General features: G+C 66.1%; 12 protein-coding genes and 1 pseudogene. 4 read left to right on the top strand and 9 right to left on the bottom strand.

Features of this window, described 5'->3' with window-relative positions; all coding sequences use genetic code 11:
* Positions 1–137: 137 nt before the first annotated feature.
* From recX to lexA, 4 genes and pseudogenes are all read right to left on the bottom strand, one after another.
* A pseudogene (gene recX / locus AC3A4T_RS07690) lies at positions 138–614 on the bottom strand (recombination regulator RecX); the annotation flags it as partial.
* 569 nt (positions 615–1,183) lie between these two features.
* Entirely contained in the window at positions 1,184–2,209 is a 1,026-nt protein-coding gene (gene recA, locus AC3A4T_RS07685) for a recombinase RecA (protein WP_487674826.1), read from the bottom strand.
* Positions 2,210–2,246: 37 nt separating this feature from the next.
* Entirely contained in the window at positions 2,247–2,486 is a 240-nt protein-coding gene (locus tag AC3A4T_RS07680; protein ID WP_487674825.1) for a hypothetical protein, read from the bottom strand.
* A 16-nt stretch (positions 2,487–2,502) separates the two neighbouring features.
* Entirely contained in the window at positions 2,503–3,150 is a 648-nt protein-coding gene (gene lexA / locus AC3A4T_RS07675) for a transcriptional repressor LexA (protein ID WP_487674824.1), read from the bottom strand.
* A gap of 149 nt (positions 3,151–3,299) precedes the next feature.
* Between lexA and AC3A4T_RS07670 the strand changes: the two genes are divergently transcribed.
* Entirely contained in the window at positions 3,300–4,241 is a 942-nt protein-coding gene (locus AC3A4T_RS07670; RefSeq protein ID WP_487674823.1) for a bifunctional helix-turn-helix transcriptional regulator/GNAT family N-acetyltransferase, read from the top strand.
* 186 nt (positions 4,242–4,427) lie between these two features.
* Here AC3A4T_RS07670 and AC3A4T_RS07665 read toward each other — a convergent pair whose 3' ends face one another.
* From AC3A4T_RS07665 to AC3A4T_RS07645, 5 genes are all read right to left on the bottom strand, one after another.
* Positions 4,428–5,381, bottom strand: a complete 954-nt coding sequence (locus AC3A4T_RS07665) for an IS1595 family transposase (protein WP_487674822.1) — start codon at positions 5,379–5,381, stop codon at positions 4,428–4,430.
* Between the two features lie 224 nt (positions 5,382–5,605).
* Positions 5,606–6,106, bottom strand: a complete 501-nt coding sequence (locus AC3A4T_RS07660; RefSeq protein ID WP_056109166.1) for a CinA family protein — start codon at positions 6,104–6,106, stop codon at positions 5,606–5,608.
* Between the two features lie 711 nt (positions 6,107–6,817).
* On the bottom strand, positions 6,818–9,346 hold the full coding sequence (locus tag AC3A4T_RS07655; protein WP_487674821.1) for a TonB-dependent receptor: 2,529 nt from the start codon (positions 9,344–9,346) through the stop codon (positions 6,818–6,820).
* Between the two features lie 742 nt (positions 9,347–10,088).
* Entirely contained in the window at positions 10,089–11,012 is a 924-nt protein-coding gene (rocF, locus tag AC3A4T_RS07650; RefSeq protein WP_487674820.1) for an arginase, read from the bottom strand.
* 140 nt (positions 11,013–11,152) lie between these two features.
* Positions 11,153–11,926 carry a ferredoxin--NADP reductase gene (locus AC3A4T_RS07645; RefSeq protein WP_487674819.1) on the bottom strand — a complete coding sequence of 258 codons (774 nt, stop codon included), beginning with the start codon at positions 11,924–11,926 and terminating at the stop codon, positions 11,153–11,155.
* A gap of 701 nt (positions 11,927–12,627) precedes the next feature.
* Between AC3A4T_RS07645 and AC3A4T_RS07640 the strand changes: the two genes are divergently transcribed.
* The 3 genes from AC3A4T_RS07640 to AC3A4T_RS07630 all read left to right on the top strand — a co-directional run bounded on the left by AC3A4T_RS07640 (position 12,628) and on the right by AC3A4T_RS07630 (position 24,768).
* Positions 12,628–13,437 carry a sterol desaturase family protein gene (locus tag AC3A4T_RS07640; protein WP_487674818.1) on the top strand — a complete coding sequence of 270 codons (810 nt, stop codon included), beginning with the start codon at positions 12,628–12,630 and terminating at the stop codon, positions 13,435–13,437.
* Positions 13,438–13,538: 101 nt separating this feature from the next.
* Complete coding sequence (locus tag AC3A4T_RS07635) at positions 13,539–23,027, top strand: HSAF biosynthetic non-ribosomal peptide synthetase/polyketide synthase (protein ID WP_487674817.1); 9,489 nt, start codon at positions 13,539–13,541, stop codon at positions 23,025–23,027.
* Positions 23,017–24,768, top strand: a complete 1,752-nt coding sequence (locus tag AC3A4T_RS07630; RefSeq protein WP_487674816.1) for a phytoene desaturase family protein — start codon at positions 23,017–23,019, stop codon at positions 24,766–24,768. The genes AC3A4T_RS07635 and AC3A4T_RS07630 overlap by 11 nt, the downstream gene beginning before the upstream one ends.
* The last annotated feature ends 16 nt before the right edge of the window (positions 24,769–24,784 follow it).

Below are 24,784 nucleotides of genomic sequence, written 5' to 3'. Positions count from 1 at the left end.
AGCGGAGCGCTCGACCGAACCCATGCCACCAGATGGGGGCATCGACTGGAACAGGCAACCCGGGACCCGAAAGCCGCGTAGCCTAGCAGGCCCCGGGGTCTTATGCGCAAGGCCGTGCGGGAAAAGTACCCGGCCGTTCAGTCCTCGGCGCAAGAACGATTCGCATTACGCGCGGTATCGCCGTCGAAGCCGCGCCGCATCAGCAAATCGGCGGCCTTGCGGCGCAGCGCCGGGTCGTGGGCGAAGTCCTCGCCGAAACGGCGCCGGAGCAAATCCCGGGCGTTTTCCAGCCAATTTCCTTCGTAGGCGGCCAGCGCCTGGGCGATGGCCTCGCTGTCGAGGCCGTGCATGTTCAGTTCGGCGCGGATATGCACCGGGCCGTAGCCGTTGCCGGCCCGGCTGCGGATCAGGCTTTCGGCGAAGCGGTGGTCATTCTGCCAGCCGGCATCGGCGAGCCGATCGACGGCAGCCACGACCTCCTCGCGATCCAGGCCGCGCGAGGTGAGCTTGCGGGTCAGTTCCTTGCGCGAATGCTCGCGCCGGGTCAGCAGGCCGAGCGCGCGCTGGGTCGGGGTTTGTTCCGGACGTCCACGGCGGCGCTCGCGTCGGGCCGGGCTTACTCGACCTGCGTCGAATAGCGGGCTGTCGTCGTCTTCGGGGGGCGGGTCGCTGGCCGGGGTGGCGAACGGGTCGGCGCTGTCGTGGCTGTCATGGCTGTCGGCCGGATCGGCCGAAGCCAAGGGCGTTTTTCCAGCGCACTGAGTGGCCTCGGGTCGTTTTAGCCCGTCCGACGACCCGGCGTCCGGGTCGGGACGCGTGCGTTGGCTGGTTTGGGTGCCAGAGCCCGACCAGACTCCGGAGTGCCCTGAACCCAGCGCCCGGCGCTGGGCCGAGTCGCCACCGTCATCATCACCGGTGTTGCTGGCTATGGAGTAATCATGCCGATCTGGTTGCCCAGACGCATTTCCGACGATGTCGTCTTCCATGACGTGATCGTCCGTAAACGAAGCCGATTTCGCCCCGGCTTCGATCGCGTGCATCCTTGCCCGCAATTCGGCCAGACGGCCGCCGGCACGACCGGCAGACGGTTCGCCGCCCGGCCCGGTCGTGCTATCGGCGCCGCGGTCGCGGCGCTTGCGTTGGTCCCGATCGGAACTCATCGGTCATCGCCGCTTGCGATGGATCAGTCCTCGATGGCTTCTTCGCGCGGGGCGTCGCTGGGCACGAACTTCTCGCGCAGCGTCGCTTCCAGGCGGGCGGCCATCTCGGGGTTCTCCTTGAGGTACTGGCGGGCGTTTTCCTTGCCCTGGCCGATGCGCTCGTCGCCGCAGCTGTACCAGGCGCCGGACTTCTCGACCAGCTTGGCTTCCACGCCCATGTCGATCAGTTCGCCTTCGCGCGAGATGCCTTCGCCGTAGAGGATTTCGGTGACGACCTGCTTGAACGGCGGGGCGAGCTTGTTCTTGACGACCTTGATCTTGGTCTGGTTGCCGATGATCTCGTCGCCTTTCTTGATCGCGCCGATACGACGGATGTCCAGGCGCACCGAGGCGTAGAACTTGAGCGCGTTGCCGCCGGTGGTCACTTCCGGGCTCTGGCCCGGCATCATCACGCCGATCTTCATGCGCAGTTGGTTGATGAACACCACCAGGGTGCCCGAGCGCTTGATGTTGCCGGTCAGCTTGCGCAGCGCCTGGCTCATCAGACGGGCCTGCAGGCCCGGCAGCTGGTCGCCCATTTCGCCTTCGATTTCGGCCTTCGGGGTCAGCGCGGCGACCGAGTCGATCACGACGATGTCGACCGCGGCCGAACGCACCAGCATGTCGGCGATTTCCAGCGCCTGTTCGCCGGTGTCGGGCTGCGACAGCAGCAGGTCGTCGACATTGACGCCGAGCTTGGCGGCATAGATCGGGTCGAGCGCGTGCTCGGCGTCGATGAAGGCGGCGGTGCCGCCCTTCTTCTGGCATTCGGCGATGGCCTGCAGGGTCAGGGTGGTCTTGCCCGAGGATTCCGGACCGTAGATCTCGACCACGCGGCCCTTGGGCAGGCCGCCGATGCCCAGCGCGATGTCGAGCATCAGCGAGCCGGTACCGATGACTTCGGTGATCTCGACCGCGCGGTCGCCCATGCGCATCACCGAGCCCTTGCCGAACTGCTTGTCGATCTGGCTCAGAGCGGCGGTAAGGGCGCGCTTCTTGTTCTCGTCCATCGTGGTGTTCCTTAAGTCGTGTCGTGGTGAGGGGAAGTTAGAGGACGCGGATCGCAGAGGTTGAGACCGTCGCGCCTGGAATTAAATTATCTGCGTCGGCAAGCCGCGAAAGCCGGGCGACGGCCTGCGCCGGGGTCGGATTTTCCCCTGTCGGCGGCGCGGAAACCGCCCCGAGCACCGCGGCGGCCAATCCCTGCAAAGCCGCTTGCGCGGCGTGGATCGGCGCGCAGGTGCGGACCGATCCGTAACGGTCGAGGTGTACGTGGGTGCGATCCATGAGTCGGCGGCCCATCTCAACGATTGGGCCGGACCAAGCCGCAGTACAGGCCCTCGATCGCGAAATCCTGATCGGGCTGGACCTCGATCGGCGCGTAGTCGGGGTTGCGCGGCAGCAGGCGGATGCGGTCCTTGCCGATCTTGAGCAGCTTGACGGTGATTTCGTCGTCGATGCGCGCGACCACGATCTGGCCCGAACGCGCATCGTGGGTGCGGTGCACGCCGATCAGGTCGCCGTCGAAGATGCCTTCGTCGCGCATCGAGTCGCCCTTGACCTTGAGCAGGTAGTCCGGCGACGGGAAGAACATGTTGCGATCGAGCAGGACGTAGTTGTCCGGCTCCACCGCGGCGCCCGAGCCGATCGGCGAACCGGCCGCGACCCGGCCCAGCACCGGCAGACGCAGCGCGTCCTCGTTGGCCGAGGCCAGCCCCAGTTCGCGCTGGGCCTGCGGGGGCGGCTGCAGCACCCGGATGCCGCGGGCGCGGCCCGGCATGCGCTCGATCGCGCCGGCGGTCTCGAGCGCGTCGAGGTGGTACTGCGCCGCGCGCACGCCCTTGAACCCGAAGGCCTTGGCGATCTCGGCCTGGGACGGCGGCAGGCCTTCGGCGTCGATCCGCTCGGCGATCAGCGCGAGGATGGCTTGCTGGGTGTCGGTCAGATTCATGGTTAGTAGTATTACTACGTCATGTTCGAAGTTAGTAGTAATACTACTAAGACGCCACACCAGCAAGGCCGTTCGTCCGGATTTTATTTGACTAAGTCAAACAATTATCCGAGGCTGCCGTTTAGCCCACCGCAATCGCCGATGCCGCCATGACCGCCGAAATCGAGACCGCCCAGGTCGATGCCGTCCGCGCCTTCAACCGCTTCTATACCCGTCGGATCGGCGTGCTGCAGGAAGGCCTGCTGGACAGCCCCTTCACCCTGACCCAGGGCCGCGTGCTGTTCGAGCTGGCCCAGCGCGAACCGGTCGCGGCGCGCACGATCGGCGATGCGCTGGGCCTGGATCCGGGCTACCTGAGCCGCATCCTGCTCGGCTTCGTCAACAGCGGACTGGTCGAGAAAACCCGCTCCGAGCACGACGGACGCAGCTTCGCCCTGAGCCTGACCGAGGCCGGGCGCGCCGCCTTCGCAGGCCTCGACCGCACCTCGCACCAGGCCACCGCGGAGCTGCTGGCGGCGCTGCCGCCGCTGCAGCGCGAGCGCCTGCTGCGCGCGCTCGCCGACGCCGAACAGGCGCTGTCGCCGCCGGCCCTGCCGGCGGCGCAACGGCTGCTGATCCGCACCCACCGGATCGGCGATATCGGCTGGGCGATCGAGCGCCACGGCCGTCTGTATGCCGACGAATACGGCTTGAACGAAGAATTCGAGGCGCTGGTGGCGGGTTTGTTCGCGCGCTTCGCCAGCGAGCACGATCCGCGCAGCGAGCGTTGCTGGATCGCCGAACTGGACGGCGAACGGGTCGGTTGCGTGTTCGTGGTGCGCAATCAGGACGATCCGCAGGCGGCGCAGTTGCGTTGCCTGCTGATCGATCCGCGCGCGCGCGGGCTGGGCCTGGGCCGGCGCCTGGTCGAGACCTGCATCGAGTTCGCGCGCGAGGCCGGTTATCGGCGAATGATGTTGTGGACCAACGACGTGCTGGTCACCGCGCGCAGGATCTACGAGGGCTGCGGCTTCGTCCTGACCGAGGAGGAGCGCCACCACAGCTTCGGGCAGGATCTGGTCGGACAGGTCTGGCGACGCGAGCTCGATTGAGTTCGCGGGCGCGTGCGGATGGGTTGTTCGAGCGAGCTTCGGGCTTGACGCTCGATAATTACAGCGCGCGCCGATGCATCTGATTTGGCGGTGGTGTTTGCTGCTTTTGCTTTCAGGTCAGGAGCAAAAGCGAATCCCCCTACCCCCCCTTTTGCAAAGGCTCTGTCTGCGTTAGGTAATGACACCTCACGCCGCAATCGCCAGAGCCAATAACGCGGTGGCTCCCGCGCTCGCTCGTGCGTTCCGCTCCAACGCTCTGAACCATCCCAAATAGTTGGGCAAATAGGAGGTGGCTACGCCTTTGAATCGGCGTAGCCAGCCTTTGAATCGGCCGTGGTAGGCGTTGACGTTCTGGATGTGCCAAGCCCCGCGGGTGCGTTCGCCGCGCAGGACATTCACCCCGTGGTGCTCGATCCCCAACTTGGCCGCCGCCCGAGCCAGCATGGCGCTGCCGTCGGTGCACAGGACCGCATCGGGCGCTACCGCGATCGGCAACACCGCCAGCAAACTGCGGGTATCGCCTGCTTGCAGAACGTAATCGCTGGTGTGTGCCGAACGGTTGCGCACCACCAGGATCGGCACTTGCTCGTGGGACAAGCCGCGTTTGGCGGCCGGGCCGCCCCGGTGCCGCGGCGGCCGCGATCCCTGGGACCGCAGCCGCCGGGGCTGGCCTTTATAGGAGCGCAGGACATAGGTTTCATCGGCTTCGACGACGCCCTGCTGATGCTGCTCCTTGCGCTGACAAGCGACCTCCAGGAAGCGATGGCGCCAACGGAACGCGGTCGTACGATGCACGTCCATCTGGGCGGCGGCGTTGCGCACGCTCAGCCCTTCGGCCATCGCCTGGGCTTGCTGCAGCCATTTGGCGCGATGGCGCAATCGCGCCAAGGGTGTGCCCGTCAGGGCGTTGAAGCTGGTCCCGCACTGGCGGCATTTGAAGCGCTGCAATCCATCGGCTTGACCATTGCGGACCACCCGGCTGGCGGGACAGTGCGGGCAATGCGGTGGCTTGGATTCCAGCACGGCCGTCACCGCATCCACGTGGCTGCATTCGCGCAGCCATCGCAAGGCCTGTTCACGCTGGTGGGGCGTCAACTGGGCCGCCTGGGCCTTCCAACGATTGAGTTCGCGCGTGCGCATGACGGTCTCCCAAGGCCCGACCAACGGGCTTTCGGGACAATCTGGCGTAGCCGCAGCGCAGAGGATGAGACGTCACTAGCTAGTGCGAACAGAGCCTTTGCAAAGGGGGAAAAGCGGTGTGCGGCGGTTGCGGGGGCGCGGAGACGCATCACGCCGCGACAGCCTCTAGGTAACGCAACACCGCACGGATGGCGCGGAGCGCGCCAACACACCGCCGCCGTAACTCAGACCGCCAGCGCCTGCATCCCGCGCAACGCCGCGGCCACGCTGTGCCGTCGCACCGCCTCGCGGTCGCCGTCGAAATGGAAGACCTCGGCGCGCGGATAACCGTTGCGGCGCTTCCATGCGATCCAGACCGTGCCGACCGGCTTGTCGTCGGTACCGCCGCCGGGGCCGGCGATGCCGGTCACCGCGACCGCGATGGTGGCGCCGGTATTGGCCAGCGCGCCGGAGACCATCTCGATCACGGTCTCGCGGCTGACCGCGCCGAATTGCTCCAGGGTCTGCGGGCGCACGCTGAGCAGCGCCTGCTTGGCCTCGTAGCTGTACGCGACCAGCCCGCATTCGAACCAGGCCGAGGAGCCGGCGATGTCGGTCAGGGTCTTGGCGATCCAGCCGCCGGTGCAGCTTTCGGCGGTGACCAGCATGTGGTGGTTGAGTCGGGCGGATTCGCCGATCTGCTGGGCGAGCCGCTGCAGGGCGGCGTCGGAGGTGTCTTCGGTCATGGCGCCCATGATAGCCGGCGATGGGGTGCGGGCTTTGCCTGGGTGGTCGGGATGAGGGGGGCCCTTGGTCGACCGGTTCGGGTTCGGGTTCGGGTTCGGCTAGCTTGGCCTGGGCATCGGTCGTCGCTGGAACCGTTGGCTCGGGCTCGGCGGCAAATCGGGCGCCTGGCTGAGCAGTTGATCGGGCTCATGCGTTGATCAGTCCCATGCGGCGACGTTGCCAGGGCCGTCATCCCCGCGAAGGCGGGGATCCAGGGCTTCATCCAGGCATAACGCTGAAGTCTCTGGATCCCCGCCTTCGCGGGGATGACGAGCAAGAGCGGACACGGTCCTGGCGACGATGCGCAATGTCGGGTGCTTCGATGTTGCCGCGCTCTGAAGTCACTGGATTCCCGCGTTCGCGGGAATGACGAGCAAGAGCGGGTGCGGTCTTGGCAATGATGCGCAGTGTCGGGTGCTTCGATATTGCCGCGCTCTGAAGTCACTGGATTCCCGCGTTCGCGGGAATGACGAGCAAGAACGGGTGCGGTCTAGGCGACCAGACGCGGACGCGTGCGGATGGTTCCCGTCATCCCCGCGAAGGCGGGGATCCAGGGCTTCACCGCCGCATGATTCCGAAATCCATGCCCCGCTCTCGCGGGGATGGCAAGCACCGGGCCTCCCGCTCTCCGCCGCACCTCGCGATGCGGCGAAGACGCAGGCGCGGATCGGTCAGTACATCACCCGCAAGGTCATGCCATAGGTGCGCGGCGCGCCGAGGAAGGCGTTCCACGAACCGGTCTGCAACGGCGCGTCGAAACCGACCTGCTTGTACTCCTCGTCGAACAGGTTCAAGGCCCAGGCCTCGACCATCCAGCGACGGCTCTTGGCGCCGATGCCGACCCGCGCGTTGACCACGGTGTAGGCCTCCTGGCCCTTCTCCGGATCCAGGTCCGAGCCGGTGTTGTAGTCGGAGGAATACTTGGCGCCGATGTTGGCGCGGCCGATCAGGCTGGAACCGAAATCCCACTGATAGGTCACCGACGCCGAGGCCGACCACAACGGCGCGAAGCTCGCGCGCGCGCCCGGCAACTTGGCCAGGTCCGCGTCGGGCAACGCATCGTTGCCGTACTTGGTGTCGGCGTACATCACCCCGCCCTGCAGCATCAGGCCCTTGATTCCGGGCTGCCAGAGGATTTCGGTGTCGATGCCCTGCGACACCACTTCCGGAATCGAGCGCACCACGAAGCTGGTGCCGAGGAAGCTGTTGAGCTGGAAGTCGCTGTAGGTCTGATGGAACAAGGTCGCGTTGAGCAGCAGGTTGCCGCCGGCCCAGGTGGTCTTGGCGCCCAGCTCGTAGCTGTCGACGAACTCGCCCGGGAACGAGGTGTCGTTGACCGGGGCGATGCCGGCGGTGCCGGCCGACAGGCCGTTCGACGACTGCACGCGATCGAGGTTGAAGCCGCCGGCCTTGTAACCGCGCGCGGCCGAGGCGTAGCCCATGACGTGTTCGTTCCAGCGGTACGCGGCCTTGATCGTGCCCGACCATTCCTTCTCGTCGCGTTCCTGATTGGTCACCCGGCCGTTATGCAGGGTGTTGGCCCACGGCAGGCACATGAAGCCGACCACCTGCGGCACCAGTGCGCCCAGCGCCGCGACCGGCACGCCGCGCGCGGCCAGCGCCTGGCCGACCCGGGCCGAATTGCCCAGCGCCGCGCCGCAGCCCAGGCCGCCGTTGGGATTGCTGTAGACCGAATCGAGTTCCTTGTTTTCCTTGGTGTAGCGCAGGCCCAAGGTCAGGTCGAGTTTGTCGGTCGCATGCCAGGTGTTGTTGGTGAACAAGGCGACGCTGCTGCTGTTCTGCTTGTAGCGATCAAGCGCGCCGAGCCCGGCGAAGCTGCTGCCGAACGGACGGCCTGCCGCCTGCGACAGGAAGGTCGCGGCGTTGGCCATGTTGACCACGCCGGCCGGGAAGCGCGAGGCGATCTGGCCGAGCACCGCGGTCGACAGATACGGCTCGTAGGCCGCGCCGATGCTGTAGGAATCGTTGCGCTTGAGATCTTCGTCGGCATAGAACAGGCCGAACATCCAGTCGACCTTGTCGGTCGAGCCGGTCAGGCGGAATTCCTGGCTGAACTGCTTGAAGCCGGTGAACGATTCGTTCGGGTTCGGATTGCGGTAGATGATGTCGGCGGTGGTGAAGTCGAAATCCAGGCCGTTGATCGCCTGCCAGTCGCGCGAGGCGGTGATCGAGGTCAGGGTCGCGCCGTTGAACCACGGCGTGATCCAGTTGACCTCGGCCGAAAGGCCCTTGTCCTTGATGTCCTGGGTGGTCGGACGGTTGCTCCAGGCGCGACGCGCGAACGGATCGGCGACCGGCGCCACGCCGATGCCGCCGACCAGGCCGTTGATGATCGCCGAGGTCGGGCCGCGCACCGTGGTCAGGCCGACGCAGCAGTTTTCTTCGCGGCTGGTGAAGTCGGCGATCAGGTTGATGTCGAGGTTTTCGGTCGGCTCGAACAGCAACTGCCCGCGCAGGGTGTGGAAGTTCTGGTCGCCGTCCTCGCGCTCGGCGCGCGGGCCGCGGCCGATCTCGACGTCGGTGAAGCCGTCGCGCTTGCGCTTGGAGCCGTAGATCCGGAACGCGGCGTTCTCGCCGATGGTGGTATTGAGCGAGCCGGCCGCGCCGAGCGCGCCGTAGTTGCCGACGGTGAATTCGCCTTCGACCGTGGTGTCGTAGGTCGGGCGGCGGGTGATCACGTTGATCACTCCGGCCGAGGTGTTCTTGCCGAACACCGTGCCCTGCGGACCCTTGAGCACTTCGATGCGTTCGATCTCGCCCAGGTCGCCGAAGCCCACGCCGTTGCGCGGACGGTACACGCCGTCGACGACCACGCCGACCGAGGATTCCAGACCGGGGTTGTCGCCGACCGTGCCGACGCCGCGGATGCGCGCGACGGTCTGCACTTCGCTCTGGGTGCTGCTGACGGTCAGGCCGGGCACCAGCATCTGCACGTCCTTGACGTCGCGCACGCCGCTGTCCTGCAGCAGTTGCTGCGGCAAGGCGGTGATCGAGATCGGCACGTCCTGCATCGCCTCCTCGCGCTTCTGCGCGGTGACGGTGAGGCCGGCCAGGGTCTTGGCTTCCTCCTCCTGCGCGGGTGCGGCGGCTTGTTGCGCCTGCGCGCTCGCGGCGAGCGAGGCCAGGCTCAATGCGATGGCCCAGGACAAGGCTTTACGACTCGACTGGCGAGCGATCATGTGATTTCCCCCTTTGTATTGAAGCGTTTCGTTGCAACGTGGCTGACGTCAATGTCTGTTGCGGCGATGGCGAACCCGGACCGATACGGCATGCGGCTGGGCGGTGCAAAGGCGACGCGTGGTGCTGCCTGCGGCCGGTATCGGCGTCGCGCGCACATCCCCTGTGCGCGACGCATCCTGATTCGATACGCAATACGGGAACGATTGCGGCCTTGGCGTGTGAGCGTGTGGATCGTTCGTCGGAACTTAACACGCCATTTGCACACGTCATGCGGCGTCGCAGCACCTTTGTGCGGGCAAGCAATTGCCTCGCCGATGCGCGGGCGATAAACGAACGAACGTTCGGGTTTTAGTTCGAGACGATGGGTTTGCCGGGTGGTGGGCTGCGGACTTGCATCCGCCTCATCGCTCAGTCGATAGCCGACAAGCGCGAGTCGCGAATCGGCTCGACGCCGCGAGTTTTTTGGGTGGAACTTCAAGCCCGACAGTCGAAGCGGTGCAGCTAGGTGAACGGATGCAACCCGTGCTGAAAGACTTCGCCGCGATTCGGACGGTCAGGCCGCGACGCCGTCGCACAGGACGCAGCTACGACACGGATCGATCCGCGCACGCAGACAAACCCCCTGCGCATCGCCCCGACCATGCCGGGGCGACACCTTTCGGCCGATTCGAGCTTCAGACCTCGATCGTCTCGATCGCTCATCTGCCAATCCGCCCGACCAGACAACCACAACGCCCCACCTCACTCGCGCGCCAAGGTCGACTTGCCGAACAGACTTTCGACCAGATCGATCGCCACCAGCGCGGTGCCGTTGTCGCGATCGAGGATCGGATTGAGTTCGACGATGTCGAGCGAACCCATGCGCCCGCTCTCGGCGATCATCTCCATCGCCAGTTGCGCCTCGCGATAATTCGGCCCGCCCGAGACCACCGTGCCCACGCCGGGCGCGATGCTCGGATCGAGGAAGTCGACATCGAAGCTGACATGGATGTGGGTGTTGTCGTCGACGCCTTCGAGCGCCTGCTCCATCACCTTCTTGATGCCGATGTCGCCGATCTTGCGCATGTCGTACACCGGCAGGCCGTGGCGTTTGATCAGTTGCTTCTCGCCGGCGTCGACCGAGCGCGTGCCGATCTGGCGCATCTCGTCGACCTGCATCGCCGGCGCCGAGCCGCCCAGATGGGTCAGCGACTGCGGCCCCAGCCCGATCAGACAGGCCACCGGCATGCCGTGCATGTTGCCGGTAGGGGTGATGTCGTGGGTGTTGAAGTCGGCGTGCGCGTCCAGCCAGATCACCCGCAGCTTCTTGCCCTGCTCGCGACAATGGTTGGCGACCGCGGTGATCGAGCCCAGGCCGAGGCAGTGATCGCCGCCGAGCAGGATCGGCATGCGCCCGCCGCGCAGTTCCTTGCCGACCGCGTCCATCACCCGCTGGTTCCAGACCACGACTTCGTCGAGATGACGATAGCCGTCGACCGGTTCGGTCCAGGGATTGGGCGGTCCTTCCAGATTGCCGCGATCGGCGACGTCCAGGCCGAGCGCGCTCAGCGATTCGGTGAGTCCGGCGATGCGCAGCGCTTCGGGTCCCAGGCGCGCGCCGCGGTAGCCCGCGCCGATATCGGTCGGTGCGCCGATCAGCGTTACGGCCGTTTGACAGGTGCTCATGTGTCGTCTCTTTGAATTGCGGGAATGGGGAATCGGGAGTCGGGAATCGGAAAAAGCAAGGCGACGGGATCGGCAACGAAGCGACAGCGCTCCGCTTTCCGATTCCCGATTCCCCATTCCCGATTCCCGGCAACTCCCGCTCACTTCTCCACGAACGCCCGCTCGATCACGTAGTCGCCCGGTTCGCGCGTGCGCGGCGACGGCTTGAAGCCGCGGCCTTCGAGCAGCGCCGCGGTGTCCTCGAGCATCTGCGGGCTGCCGCACAACATCACCCGGTCCTCGCGCGGGTCCAGCGGCGGCAGGCCGAGGGTCTGCGCCATCAGGCCGTCGGCGATCGCGTCGGTGATCCGGCCCTGATTGCGAAACGGCTCGCGGGTCACGCTGGGGTAGTAGATCAACTGGCGGCGGATCAACTCGCCGAGGAACTCGTGCTTCGGCAGTTCTTCTTCGAGGAACTGCGCATAGGCCAGATCGCTGACGTGGCGCACGCCGTGGGCCAGGACCACGGTTTCGAAGCGCTCGTAGGTCATCGGGTCGCGGATGATGCTCAGGAACGGCGCAAGGCCCGTGCCGGTGCCGAGCAGGTACAGCCGCTTGCCCGGGTTGAGGTCGTTGAGCACCAGGGTGCCGGTCGGCCGCCGGCTGACCAGCACCGGGTCGCCGTTGTTGATGTGACGCAGGCGCGAGGTCAGCGGGCCGTCGGGCACCTTGATGCTGAAGAACTCCAGATGGTCTTCGTAGTGCGCGCTGGCGATCGAGTAGGCGCGCATCAGCGGCCTGCCGTCGACCTCCAGCCCGACCATGACGAAGTGTCCGCTGTCGAAGCGGAAGCCGGGATCGCGGGTGGTGCGGAAGCTGAAAAGGCTGTCGTTCCAGTGCCTGACTTCGATGACGCGCTCGGTCGCCAACTGCATCGTCGTGACTCCTAGTAGTTATGGGCTTATTCCGTTCGCGCGCGCCGGCCGGGGATATTCGTCATCCGGCCGACGCGCACTTGTAATTAATAAGTGCCATCGCGTCGCGACTCGCCGTGGCGGGGGCGCAATGGCGTGCCAATACCAGCACATTATCTTTCCCGCATGGGAATCAATGTTCGGAAGAATGATCCGCGTCACTGCTAAATCGGGCTTGCTCCTTTGACTGCGGCCTCCGCCTGCCCCGAATATTAGCGCCGAGATATTCGAAGACGCCGCACGGCGTTTTTCATCCGCCGGCATGGATGCGGTGACGCATTATGTCAGCTGACCAATCACGTCACTCACGAGGGTCGCATGGACGATTCGGTCTTGCTCTGCGCGTCAACAACCGCAAGGCTTCGCGTAGCCGCGAACGGCGTCTCGCTATCGCCGCGGCCGGTATTCCAGCTCCGCGTCGACCGGGAAAATACCCGCGTCCCCGGAAATATTCGCCGGAGCCGGCCATGAATACGGACGCCGATCGCAGTTCCAACCTGACGGACGCTTCCCGATTCGACTGTGACCGCGACCCGCTTAATATCGGCGGATTATCTGACAGCGCTGTCACAGGACGTGAAAAACCAACCCGGGTCACGCCCGCCCGGATAAACCGGTTGGGTTTTGTCAGTTATATCGCGCACCCGTTATTATTAATTTCCGTGGTTATCTACGTAATTGCCGCGATCGGCCTGGACTGGGATCCGGGCGCGGCCAGCTTCGGCTTTCTGCTCGCCACTATTTTCTACCTGGCGATGCTCGAATTAATTATTCCGTACGAGCGCGCATGGCTGCCCTCGCGGCGCGAGTGGGGCCTGTACGCGGTCTACTTCGTGATCACGATGATCGGCGGCGGGCTGGCCCAGCTGCCGGTGATGGCGGTGGTGTCGATGGTCGCGCCGCTGCATCCGGTGTTGCCGCTGTGGGCCGAGATCCCGCTCGCGCTGCTGCTCAGTTCGCTGGCGAGCTATGCGGTGCATCGCGCCGGCCACGACATCCCGCTGCTGTGGCGGCTGCACGGCGTGCACCACGTGCCCGACAAGGTCAACGTCGGCAACAACGGCGTCAACCACGTGTTCGACATCGTCCTGGCCCAGTTCCTGGTGCAGGTGTCGCTGGCGCTGATCGGCTTTTCCGAGCACGCGGTGTTCGCGGTCGGCATCTTCATCATCGCCCAGGGCTATTTCGTCCACGCCAACATCGATGTGCGCCTGGGCTGGCTCAACCACATCCTCGCCAGCCCCGAGCTGCACCGCATGCATCACAGCGCCGACAAGGCCGAGGCCGGGCATTTCGGCTCGGACCTGTCGATCTGGGACCGCCTGTTCGGCAGCTACACCTGGCGGCCCGACCGCAAGCCGCGCGCGATCGGCCTGTTCGATCCGGGCTCGTTCCCGCGCAACGGCGCGATCTTCTCGACCCTCGTCCACCCGCTGCGGCCGCGCAAGAAGCCCGCGCCCACGCCGCCGTGAGCCTTTCCGCTGAGCTTCCGACCGGAAGCCTCGCAGCTATCGCAAACCTCCCCTCGCAATCCACACCCACGTACCGGCGATGTAACAACAAGGACTCGATCATGACGGATTCCAGCAGCAAGGCCTCGACCCGCGAGACTCCGAGCGACGACGCGGCCCATCACGCCGCCAGCGCGGACACCGCATCCACGACAGCGGCCGCGGGCGTCGGCGACGACCGCATCGCCATCGTCGGTATCGGCTGCCGCCTGCCCGGCGGCGCATCGGATCACCGCGCGTTCTGGCAGAACCTGATCGAGGGCAAGGACTGCCTGACCGCGACCCCGGCCAACCGTTACGACGTCGGCACCCTCGGCAGCAAGGACAAGAGCAAGCCCGGCCGTCTGGTCGGCGGACGCGGCGGCTACATCGATGGCTTCGACGAATTCGATCCGGCGTTCTTCGGCATCAGCCCGCGCGAAGCCGACTACATGGACCCGCAGCAGCGCAAGTTGCTGGAAGTGGCGTGGGAAGCGCTCGAGGACGGCGGCCAGAAGCCCGGCGAACTCGCCGGCCAGGAGATCGGCGTGTTCGTCGGCGCCTTCACCCTCGACTACAAGATCGTGCAGTTCGCCGATCTGAGCTTCGAGACGCTGGCCGCGCACACCGCGACCGGCACGATGATGACGATGGCGTCGAACCGCATCTCGTACTGCTTCGATTTCCGCGGCCCCAGCCTGTCGATCGACACCGCCTGCAGCTCGTCGCTGGTCGCCGTGCATCTGGCCTGCCACAGCCTGCGCCGGCGCGAGACCAGCCTGGCGCTGGCCGGCGGCACCCTGCTGCACATGACCCCGCAGTACACCATCGCCGAAACCAAGGGCGGGTTCCTGTCGCCGGAAGGCAAGTCGCGCACCTTCGACGCCGCCGCCAACGGCTACGTGCGCGCCGAGGGCGTCGGCATCGTCGCGCTCAAGCGTCTGGACGATGCGCTGCGCGACGGCGATCCGATCTATGCGGTGATCGTCGGCACCGGCGTCAACCAGGACGGCCACAGCAACGGCATCACCGTGCCCAATCCCGATGCGCAGGTGACCTTGATCAAGCGGGTGTGCGCGGAAGCCGGGATCGAACCGGGCAGCCTGCAGTACATGGAAGCGCACGGCACCTCGACCCCGGTCGGCGATCCGATCGAAGCCAAGGCGCTCGGCCGCGCGCTCGGCATCGGCCGCAAGCCCGGCGACAAGTGCTTTGTCGGTTCGGTCAAGACGAATATCGGTCATACCGAAGCCGCGGCCGGCGTCGCCGGTCTGATCAAGACCGCGCTGGCGCTCAAGCACAAGCTGATCCCGCCGCACATCAACCTCAACACCATCAACCCCGACATCGACATCGCCTCGATGCCGTACGAGATCCCGACGCAGGTCACGCCGTGGCCCGCGCACGACGGCCCGGCCCGCGCCGGCGTCAACTCGTTCGGATTCGGCGGCACCAACGCGCACGTGTTGCTGGAAGAAGCGCCGCCGCGCGAGGACGTGCACGCGCAGGCCGACGCCGCCAATGAGACCGAGCCGCGCTACAACATCCTGCCGCTGACCGCGCGCGATTCGGCCGCGTTCCCCGAACTGGTCGACGGCATCCGCAAGGAACTCGAACGCGACGGCGCCGACGCGGTGTCGCTGAAGGATCTCGCCTACACCCTCGCCCATCGCCGCCAGCATCTGGAAGCGCGCTTGTCGTTCGTCTACGACAGCCGCGAAGCACTGCTCGAACGCCTGGACGCCTATGCCGCCGGCGAAGCGCATCCGCACATCGTCGCCGACGAGCGCCGCGGCACCGCCGCGCCGAAACTGGCCTGGGTGTTCACCGGCATGGGCCCGCAGTGGTGGGCAATGGGCCGGCAGTTGTTCGACCACGATCCGATCTACCGCGAAGTGATCGAGCAATGCGACCGCGAACTGTCCAAGCACGTGGACTGGTCGCTGATCGATGAAATGAACGCGGCTGAAGCTGATTCGAAGATGAGCGACACCTGGCTCGCGCAGCCGGCCAACTTCGCCGTGCAGATCGCGCTGGCGGCGATGTGGCGCGCGCGCGGCATCGTGCCCGACGCGATCGTCGGCCACAGCACCGGCGAGGTCGCCGCCTTCTACGCCGCCGGCGTGTACACGCTGGAACAAGCGGTCAAGGTGGTGGTGCATCGCAGCCGCCTGCAGCAGAAGCTGGTCGACACCGGCACCATGCTCGCGGTCAGTCTGAGCGAGGCCGAAGCGCTCAAGCGGGTGAAACCCTATGGCGATCGCGTCTCGGTCGCAGCGGTCAACAGCCCGACCGCGATCACCCTGGCCGGCGATCAGGACGCATTGGCCGAACTCGCGGCCAAGCTGCAGGGCGAGCAATTGTTCGCCAAGTTCCTGACCGTGCGCGTGCCGTATCACAGCGCCAAGATGGACCTGATCAAGGACGAGTTGCTGCAATGCCTCGACGGCTTGGCGCCGCATCCGGCGCAGGTGCCGCTGTATATGACCGCGCGTCCCGGCATCGCCCAGGGCCATGAGCTCGACGCGAACTACTGGTGGGAGAACGTGCGCAACAGCGTCGGCTTCCGCGCCGCGATCGATCAGCTGATGGACGACGGCTACGATCTGTTCCTGGAAATCGGTCCGCATCCGGTGCTCGGCCACTCGATTCAGGAGTGCTTCGCCGCGCGCGGCGGCAGCGCCAAGAGCGTTCCGTCGATTCGCCGCCAGGAGGACGAAGCCGCGCGCTTCACCGCCTCGCTCGCGAGCCTGCACAACCTCGGCCTGGCGATCGACTGGAAATCGCTGCATCCGCGCGGCCGGCACGTCACCCTGCCGCGTTATCCGTTCAAGCGCGATCGCTACTGGATCGAACCGCGTCCGGTCGAACAGATCCGCCTGGGCCAGCTCGATCACCCGTTGCTGGGCCGGCGCATGGCCAATGCCGAACCGACCTGGGAAGCCAAGCTCGACGTCGAGCACCAGCCGTATCTCGAAGACCACCGCATCCAGGGCAATGTGCTGTTCCCGGCCGCGGGCTATATCGAAATGGCGACCCAGGCGGTGCGCGCGATGACCGGCGGCGCTTCGGCCGCGATCGCCGACATCGAACTGCGCAAAGCGCTGTTCCTGCCCGACGCCGAAGCGGCGACGGTGCAGCTGTCGTTCGCCTCCGACGGCGCGACCTTCAACGTCTCGACCGTGTCGGCCGACGGTAACGACCGCACCGTGCATGCCAGCGGCAGCATTCGCGCGAGCCAGGGCCGCCGCAGCGGGCCGACGCTCGACGTGGCCGCGGTGCGCGAACGCAGCCCGCTGTATCTGGCGCGTTCGGCCTGCTACGACTCGCTGGCTTCGATGGGTTATCACTACGGCCCGGCGTTCCAGGGCATCGAGGAAGTCTGGGTCGCGCCCGGCGAAGCGCTGGCGCGGATCGCGCCGACGCCGCAGTTGCTCGGCGGCGCGGCCGATCACCATTTCCATCCGGCCATGCTCGACGCCTGCTTCCAGGCGCTGTTGACGCCGCAGATCCTCAAGCAGCAGAGCGACGACGCCGGCGACACCGGCATCCGCCTGCCGCTGTCGATCCAGGAAGTGCGCACCGACGCGATCGGCGACCGTGCGCTGTGGGTGCATGCGGTGATCACCTTAGACGGTGGCGACGAATTGATCGGCGACATCTTCGTCTACGACGAACACGGCGCGCCGCTGGGCCGGGTCGGCGGCTTCCGCGCGGCCAACGTCGAGAACGCCAGCGCCAAGGTCAGCTTGAACACGATCGACAACTGGCTGGCCGAAACCACCTGGGTCGAAAAGGCCGAGGAGGCCGCGCAGGTCGAAACCGGTCTGGCGATCGCTGAACCCGGTCTGGCCGGCGAAAGCGACGGCTGGCTGATCTTCGCCGACGCGCAAGGCGTGGGCGACGAACTCGCCGCGTTGGCCGCCAATCGCGGCGAGCGCGTGCATCTGGTGCGTCCGGGCAAGCGCTACAAGCTGGAAAAGGATCTGCGCGAGTCGACCGTCGCGCCCGGTTCGGTCAAGGACCTGCAGCGCCTGTTCGCCGATCTGGCCAAGCACGATCAAGGCCGCTTCGGTTCTGTCGTGCATCTGTGGAATCTCGACCATCCCACCCTCGATCAGATCGACGCACCCGGCCTGCAGGCCGGCAACAGCCGCGGCGCGTATGCGTTGATCGCGCTGAGTCAGGCGCTGCAGAGTTCGCATCCGCACGGCAAGCTGCATATCGTCACCCGCGGCACCCAGGCGGTGCGGCGCTTTGACGCCGTCGAACCGCTCGGCGCACCGGCCTGGGGCATCGGCCGGGTGCTGTGGTATCAGGAACTGGTCGCGCAGCGCGGCAAGTTGATCGATCTGCAATCGTCGGGCAATTACGACGCCGCCGCATTGCGCGCCGAAGCGCTCGCGTTGCGCCGCGAAGTGCTGCTGATCGACGAGGACGAAATCGCGCTGCGCGACGGCAAGCGTTACACCAGCCGCTTGATGCCGGCGACCGAACTGACCAAGCCGCTGCCGCTGCGTCTGCGCGCCGACGGCGCGTACCTCGTCACCGGTGCGTTCGGCGCGCTCGGCCGCCTGCTCTGCCGCACTCTGGTCAAGCGCGGCGCGCGCAAGCTGATCCTGGTCGGCCGCAGCAAACTGCCGCCGCGCGCGCAATGGCGCGACACCGATCCGAACAGCCCGGTCGGCCGCAACGTGCGCTTCCTGAAAGAGTTGGAAACCCTCGGCGCCGAGCCGATCCTGGCCCAGCTCGACATCACCGACGAAGGCGCGCTCAACGGCTGGCTGTCGGACTATCGCCAGCGCGAACTGCCGCCGATCCGCGGCGCCTTCCACCTCGCCGGCCAGGTGCGCGACACCTTGCTGGCCGAGATGGAACGCGACAGCTTCGATCCGGTATACGAACCCAAGGTGGTCGGCGGCTGGCTGCTGCACAAGTACCTGGCCGATCAGCCGCTCGAACATTTCGTGCTGTTCGCGTCGATCGCATCCTTGGTCACCACCGCCGGCCAGACCAACTACGCCGCCGGCAACGCCTTCCTCGACGCCCTCGCCCATCACCGCCGCGCGCGCGGCCTGCCCGCGCTCGCGCTGGACTGGGGCCCGTGGGCGACCGGCATGATCGAGGAGCTCGGCCTGATCGATCACTACCGCAACAGCCGCGGCATGAGTTCGCTGTCGCCCGACGCGGGCATGGACGTGCTCGAACGGGTGATCGGGCAGGATCGCGCCCAGCTGTTGGTCGCGACCGTGGTCGACTGGCCGATCTTCCTGGCCTGGTACGCCTCGCCGCCGCCGCTGGTGGTCGAACTGGCCAAGCACAACGCCGGCGCGGGCAATCAGGAGCACGGCAGCTTCGTCGACGCCTTCCGCGACGGCGATGCCGAGACCCGCTGGAACCTGCTCAACGAACGTTTCCACGGTCTGATCGCGCAAGTGATGCGGATCAAGCACGAGCAGATCGACACCGACGCCAGCCTCAACGCGCTCGGCCTGGATTCGCTGCTGGCGATGGAACTGCGCGCGCGCATCCACACCGAACTCAAGGTCGCGTTGCCGGTCGTCACCCTGCTGAGCAGTTCCTCGATCGGCACCCTGAGCGAGCAACTGCACGCCGCGCTGATCGACCTGGTCGCGGCCGATGGCGAAGACGACGGCAGCTCGCAGTTCATCGCCCACACCGACGACACCCGCTACCCGCTGACCCAGAACCAGAACGCGCTGTGGTTCCTCAAGCAGCTCAATCCCGACGGTTTCGCCTACAACATCGGCGGCGCGGTCGAGGTGCGGGCCGAACTGGAACCGGAACTGATGTTCGACGCGGTGCGCGCGCTGATCGCGCGCCACCCGAGCCTGCGCGCCAACTTCATGCTCGACGAAGGTCATGCGGTGCAGAAGATCTCGGCCGAGGGCAAGCACGACATCGCCCTGATCGACGCGCTGGACAAGAGCTGGGACGAGATCTACCAGCACATCATCCGCGAATACCGCAAACCCTACGACCTGGAACACGACGCGCTGGTGCGCTTCCGCCTGTACAAGCGCGGCAAGGATCGCTGGGTGATCATGAAGGCCGTCCACCACATCATCTCGGACGCGATCTCGACCTTCACCTTCATCGAAGAATTGCTGTCGATCTACGAAGGCCTGCGCCGCGGCGAGAAGACCGAGCTGGCGCCGATCCGCGCGCGCTATCTGGACTTCCTCAACTGGCAGACCAAGTTCCTCGCCAGCCGCGACGCCAACAAGATGCTCGATTACTGGCAGTCGGCCCTGCCCGAGGAGGTGCCGATCCTCAATCTGCCGACCGACAAGCCGCGGCCGATCGTGCAGACCCACAACGGCGCCTCGCAGTTCTTCGTGCTCGAACCCGAGCTGAGCGCGCGCATCCACTCGCTGGCGCGCGAGAACGGCGTCACCGTGTTCATGGTGCTCCTGAGCGCGTACTACATCCTGCTGCACCGCTACACCGGCCAGGACGACGTGATCGTCGGCAGCCCGGTGATGGGCCGCACCCAGGAGGAGTTCGCCCAGGTCTACGGCTACTTTGTCAATCCGCTGCCGCTGCACGTCAACCTGTCCGAGCAGCCGAGCATCGCGCAGATGCTCGCGCAGGTGCAGCAGATCGTGCTCAACGGCCTGGACAACCAGGAATACCCGTTCGTTTTGCTAGTCGAAAAACTCGGACTGCAGCACGATCCGAGCCGCTCGGCGGTGTTCCAGGCGATGTTCATCCTGCTCGCGCACAAGGTCGCGACCGAGAAGTACGGCTACCGCCTGGAATACATCGAACTGCCCGAGGAAGAAGGCCAGTTCGACCTGACCTTGTCCGCGTACGAAGACGAAGCCGACCAACGTTTCCACTGCGTGTTCAAGTACAACACCGACCTGTTCCTGCCGCAGACCATGCAGCGGCTGGCCTCGCACTACGTCAACCTGCTCGACGAACTGACCCGGGTGCCGTCGACGCAGTCGATCGCGCAGCTGCAGTTGCTCGGTCATGATGAGCGCGCCGCGGTGCTCGAACAGTGGAGCGGCGCGAGCGAAACCGCGCAGGCCACGCGCCCGGTGCATCAGCTGATCGCCGATATCGCCCGCGCCAAGCCTGAGGCGATCGCGGTGGCGGCGCCGGGCGAAACCGGTCCGGCCCGGCAGCTGAGTTACGGCGAACTCGAACGCCGTTCCAATCGCCTCGCCCGCAAGCTGCGTGAACTCGGCGTGCGCGACGGCGCGGTGGTCGCGCTGTGCCTGGACAAGTCGCCGGAACTGATCGTCACCCTGCTCGCGGTGCTCAAGGCCGGCGGTGCGTATCTGCCGCTCGATCCCGAGTATCCGGCCGAGCGCTTGGCCTACATGGTCGGGCACGCCGATGCGAAATTCGCGGTGATCGACGAAGACCGGCGCGAACGCCTGGCCTCGTGGTCCGGCGAAGTGCTGACCCTGGACGAACTGCATCTGATCGCCGATGCCGAAACCGATGCCTCGCCGGTCGACTTCCCGGTGCGCCTGGACGACAGCGCCTACGTCATCTACACCTCCGGTTCGACCGGCAAGCCCAAGGCGGTGCGCGTCACCCACGCCAACCTCGCCTCGGCCTATGCCGGCTGGGAGCGCGAATACCGATTGGATGAAGCCAACGCGCATCTGCAGATGGCGAGCTTCTCGTTCGACGTGTTCGCCGGCGATCTGGTCCGCGCCTTGTGCTCGGGCGGCAAGCTGGTACTGGTCACGCGCGAACTGCTGTTCAACACCGCGCGCCTGTATCAAGTGATGCTCGATGAGCAGGTCGACGCGGCCGAGTTCGTGCCGGCGGTGGTGCGCGGGGTCATGGATTACTGCGATCGCGAAGGCAAGCGCCTGGACTTCATGCGCCTGCTGGTGGTCGGTTCGGACGTGTGGAAAGTCGAGGAATACCAGCGCCTGCGCGCGCTGGCCGGGCCGCGTACCCGGGTGATCAATTCCTACGGCCTGAGCGAAGCGACCATCGACAGCACCTACTTCGAAGGCGCGACCGAACACCTCGAACCCAGCCGCATGGTGCCGATCGGCCGGCCGTTCCCGAACAGCGCGCTGTACATCCTCGACGAACACCAACAGCCGCTGCCGGCCGGCGTGCCCGGCGAATTGTGGATCGGCGGCGGCGGCGTCAGCGCCGGCTATGTCGGCGACGAGGAACAGACCGCGCAGCGTTTCGTCACCTTGACCTTCAGCCCCGGCGCGAAGCCGCAACGTCTGTACCGCACCGGCGACCTCGCGCGCTGGAGCGGCGACGGCGAAGTGCAGTTGATCGGCCGGGTCGACACCCAGGTCAAGGTGCGCGGCCATCGCGTCGAGATCGGCGAGATCGAATCCCAGCTCGCCGCTTGGGAACCGGTCAAGCAGGCAGTGCTGACCGTGCGCGAGGATGCGCGCGGCGAAGCGGCGCTGTGCGCTTACTGTGTGGCCGCCGACGAGGGCGAACGCCTGAACTGGCGCGCGCTGCGCGAACACCTGGCGGCGTACCTGCCGACCTTCATGATCCCGGCGCACTACGTCCAGCTCGACGCGCTGCCGCTGTCAGCCAACGGCAAGGTCGATCTGGCCGCGTTGCCGGCGCCCGACTTCGACGCCGGCCAGGCCGAGTTCGAAGCGCCGGTGACCTTGTACGAAGTGCGCATGGCCGAACACTGGAAGCAGTTGCTCGGACTGGAACAGGTCGGCCTGCAGCACGATTTCTTCGAAGTCGGCGGCAGCTCGATCAAGCTGATCGAACTGATCTACAACCTGCAGACCGAGTTCAACATCGCCATCGCGGTGAGTCAGCTGTTCAAGGTCACCACCCTGCACGGCATGGCCAAGACGGTCGAAGCGATCAGCCTGGGCCGCGTGGCCGGCGCGCAACCCTATCTGCGCTTCAACCAGGGCAAGGACCACGAGCAGACCATCTTCTGCTTCCCGCCCGCGGGCGGCCACGGCCTGGTCTATCGCCAGCTCGCGGTGCATATGCCCGAGTACGAGTTCGTTTCGTTCAACTACATCCTCGGCGACGAGAAGGTGGCCAGTTACGCCGACCTGATCGAAAGCATCCACGCGCCCGACGGCCACTGCACGCTGTTTGGCTATTCGCTCGGCGGCAACCTCGCCTTCGAAGTGGCCAAGGAACTCGAACGCCGCGGCCGCGAAGTGCCCAACGTGGTCATCATGGATTCCTACCGCATTCCGGAATCCTTCGAACTGGGCAACGAGCACTTCGAAGCCTTCGAACGCGAACTCACCGAGCACCTGCGCAAGCACACCGGTTCGGCGATCGTGGCCCAGGAAACCATGGAGCAGGCCAAGGACTACATCCGCTTCTGCAGCCAGACCCCGAACATCGGCAAGATCGCCGCGCCGGTGAGCGTGATCTCCGACGAAGACAAGCTGGTGTTCTACGGCACCGGCCATCGCGGCACCTGGCATGGCAGCTCGACCACCCACACCAAGGTGTTCAAGGGCTTCGGCAAGCACGCCGACATGCTCGACCACGACTACATCGCGCTCAACGCGGCGTTGGCGCGCGGCATCCTGGTGGGAGACGAGACCAATGTCGCCTGACGCGGACGCGGCCAAACCGTCGAAGTCGGGCCCGGACTGGAGCGCGCGCGAGCGCGCTGCAGGCGGCAAGCCGCGGGTGATCATCATCGGCGCCGGCGTGGCTGGCATGGCCACCGGCAGCTACGCGCAGATGAGCGGGCTGGAAACCCGCATCTTCGAAAAGCACGTGCTGCCGGGCGGTTGCTGCACGGCGTGGTCGCGCAAGGGCTATATCTTCGATTACTGCATCGAGTGGCTCAACGGCACCGCGCCGGGCAACAACGCCAATCAGGTCTGGCGCGAACTCGGCGCGCTCGACGGCAAGACGGTCAAGAACTTCGATCTGTTCAACAAGGTCGTCGACGAGAACGGCCGCGAGGTGCGTTTCTACAACGATCCCGATCGTCTGGAAAAACACCTGATCGAGGTCTCGCCGGTCGACGCGCCGTTGATCAAGGCGTTCTGCGACGATCTGCGCCGCTTCACCAAGCTCGCCCTGCATCCGTTCCTGAAACCGGCGCCGCTGGAGAACTGGCGCGAGAAGCTGGCGATGATGCGCCAGGTGCTGCCGGCGTTCCGATTGTTCTGGCGCACTGGCGCGGCGCAGATGGGACCGTACGCGGACCGCTTCGCCGATCCGCTGCTGCGTCGCGGCTTTCGCAATATGTTCTTCCAGGACCCGCAGAACTTCGCGGTGCTGCCGTATCTGTACAACCTCGCCGAAGCGTACAACGACAACGTCGGCTTTCCGCAGGGCGGCTCGCTGGGGCTGTCGCGTTCGGTCGAGGAGCGTTATCTCGCTCTAGGCGGGATCATCAACTACCGCACCCGGGTCGATCGCATCCTGATCGAGGACGGCCGCGCGGTGGGGGTCGAACTCAAGAACGGCGAGAAACACTACGCCGACCACGTCGTCGCCGCCTGCGACGGCATGTTCACCCTGCACGGCCTGCTCGGCGGCAAGTACACCAATCCGCGCCTGGACAAACTGTTCAACGACGTGCTGCACCGGCCCGGCGAACGGTATCCGGGCGTGGTCTCGGCCTTCGTCGGTTTCGAAGGCGACGTGCCGGCCAGCGAATCGCACAGTACGACCTATCTGCTCAATGCGCAGGACGCGGCCAGATTGCCGGGCGCCGATCAAGGCAGTCTGGTGGTGCAACTGCGCTCGCGTTATTCCGACGGCTTCGCGCCGGAAGGCAAGTCGGTGATCCATTGCACCTACTTCAGCGATTTCGATTACTGGAAGACCCTGCGCAGCACCGACCGCAAGCAGTACTGGTCGAAGAAACGCGAAGTCGCCGAATTCGTGCGCGGATTTCTGGAAAAACTCTATCCGGGTATCGGCGAGCGGATCGAACTGGTCGACGTCGGCACGCCAGCCACCACCGAGCGCTACACCGGCAATCACAAGGGCGCGATCCTGGCCTGGAAATCGCCGGATGCCGACGACCTGCTAGCCGCACTGGTCAACAAGGACCGCATGCGCCTGAAAGGGCTCAGCGGTTTCTCGATGGCCGGCCACTGGATCAACGGCGGCAGCCTGATCAAGGCCGCCTCCAGCGGACGCTTCGCCGCGCAGTACCTGTGCGAGGAACTCGGCGTGCCGTTCAAGGCCTGGGAAAGCGGCAATCGCGAACCCTGGCATCGCGACAAGCTCGGCCATCTGCCGCAACTCGACAAAGACCCGCCGCTGGAACGTCCGCGACCGCTACGTCTGGTCGAAACCTCGCCGGCGTTGTCGCCGGCACCCGCCGCCTGAGCCGCAAGGAAGCCAT

The sequence above is a fragment of the Lysobacter sp. Soil_N_51 genome (genome assembly GCF_057655755.1).
The sequence above is the reverse complement of the archived record's forward strand: the minus strand, read 5'-3'. Positions and strand labels throughout refer to the sequence as shown.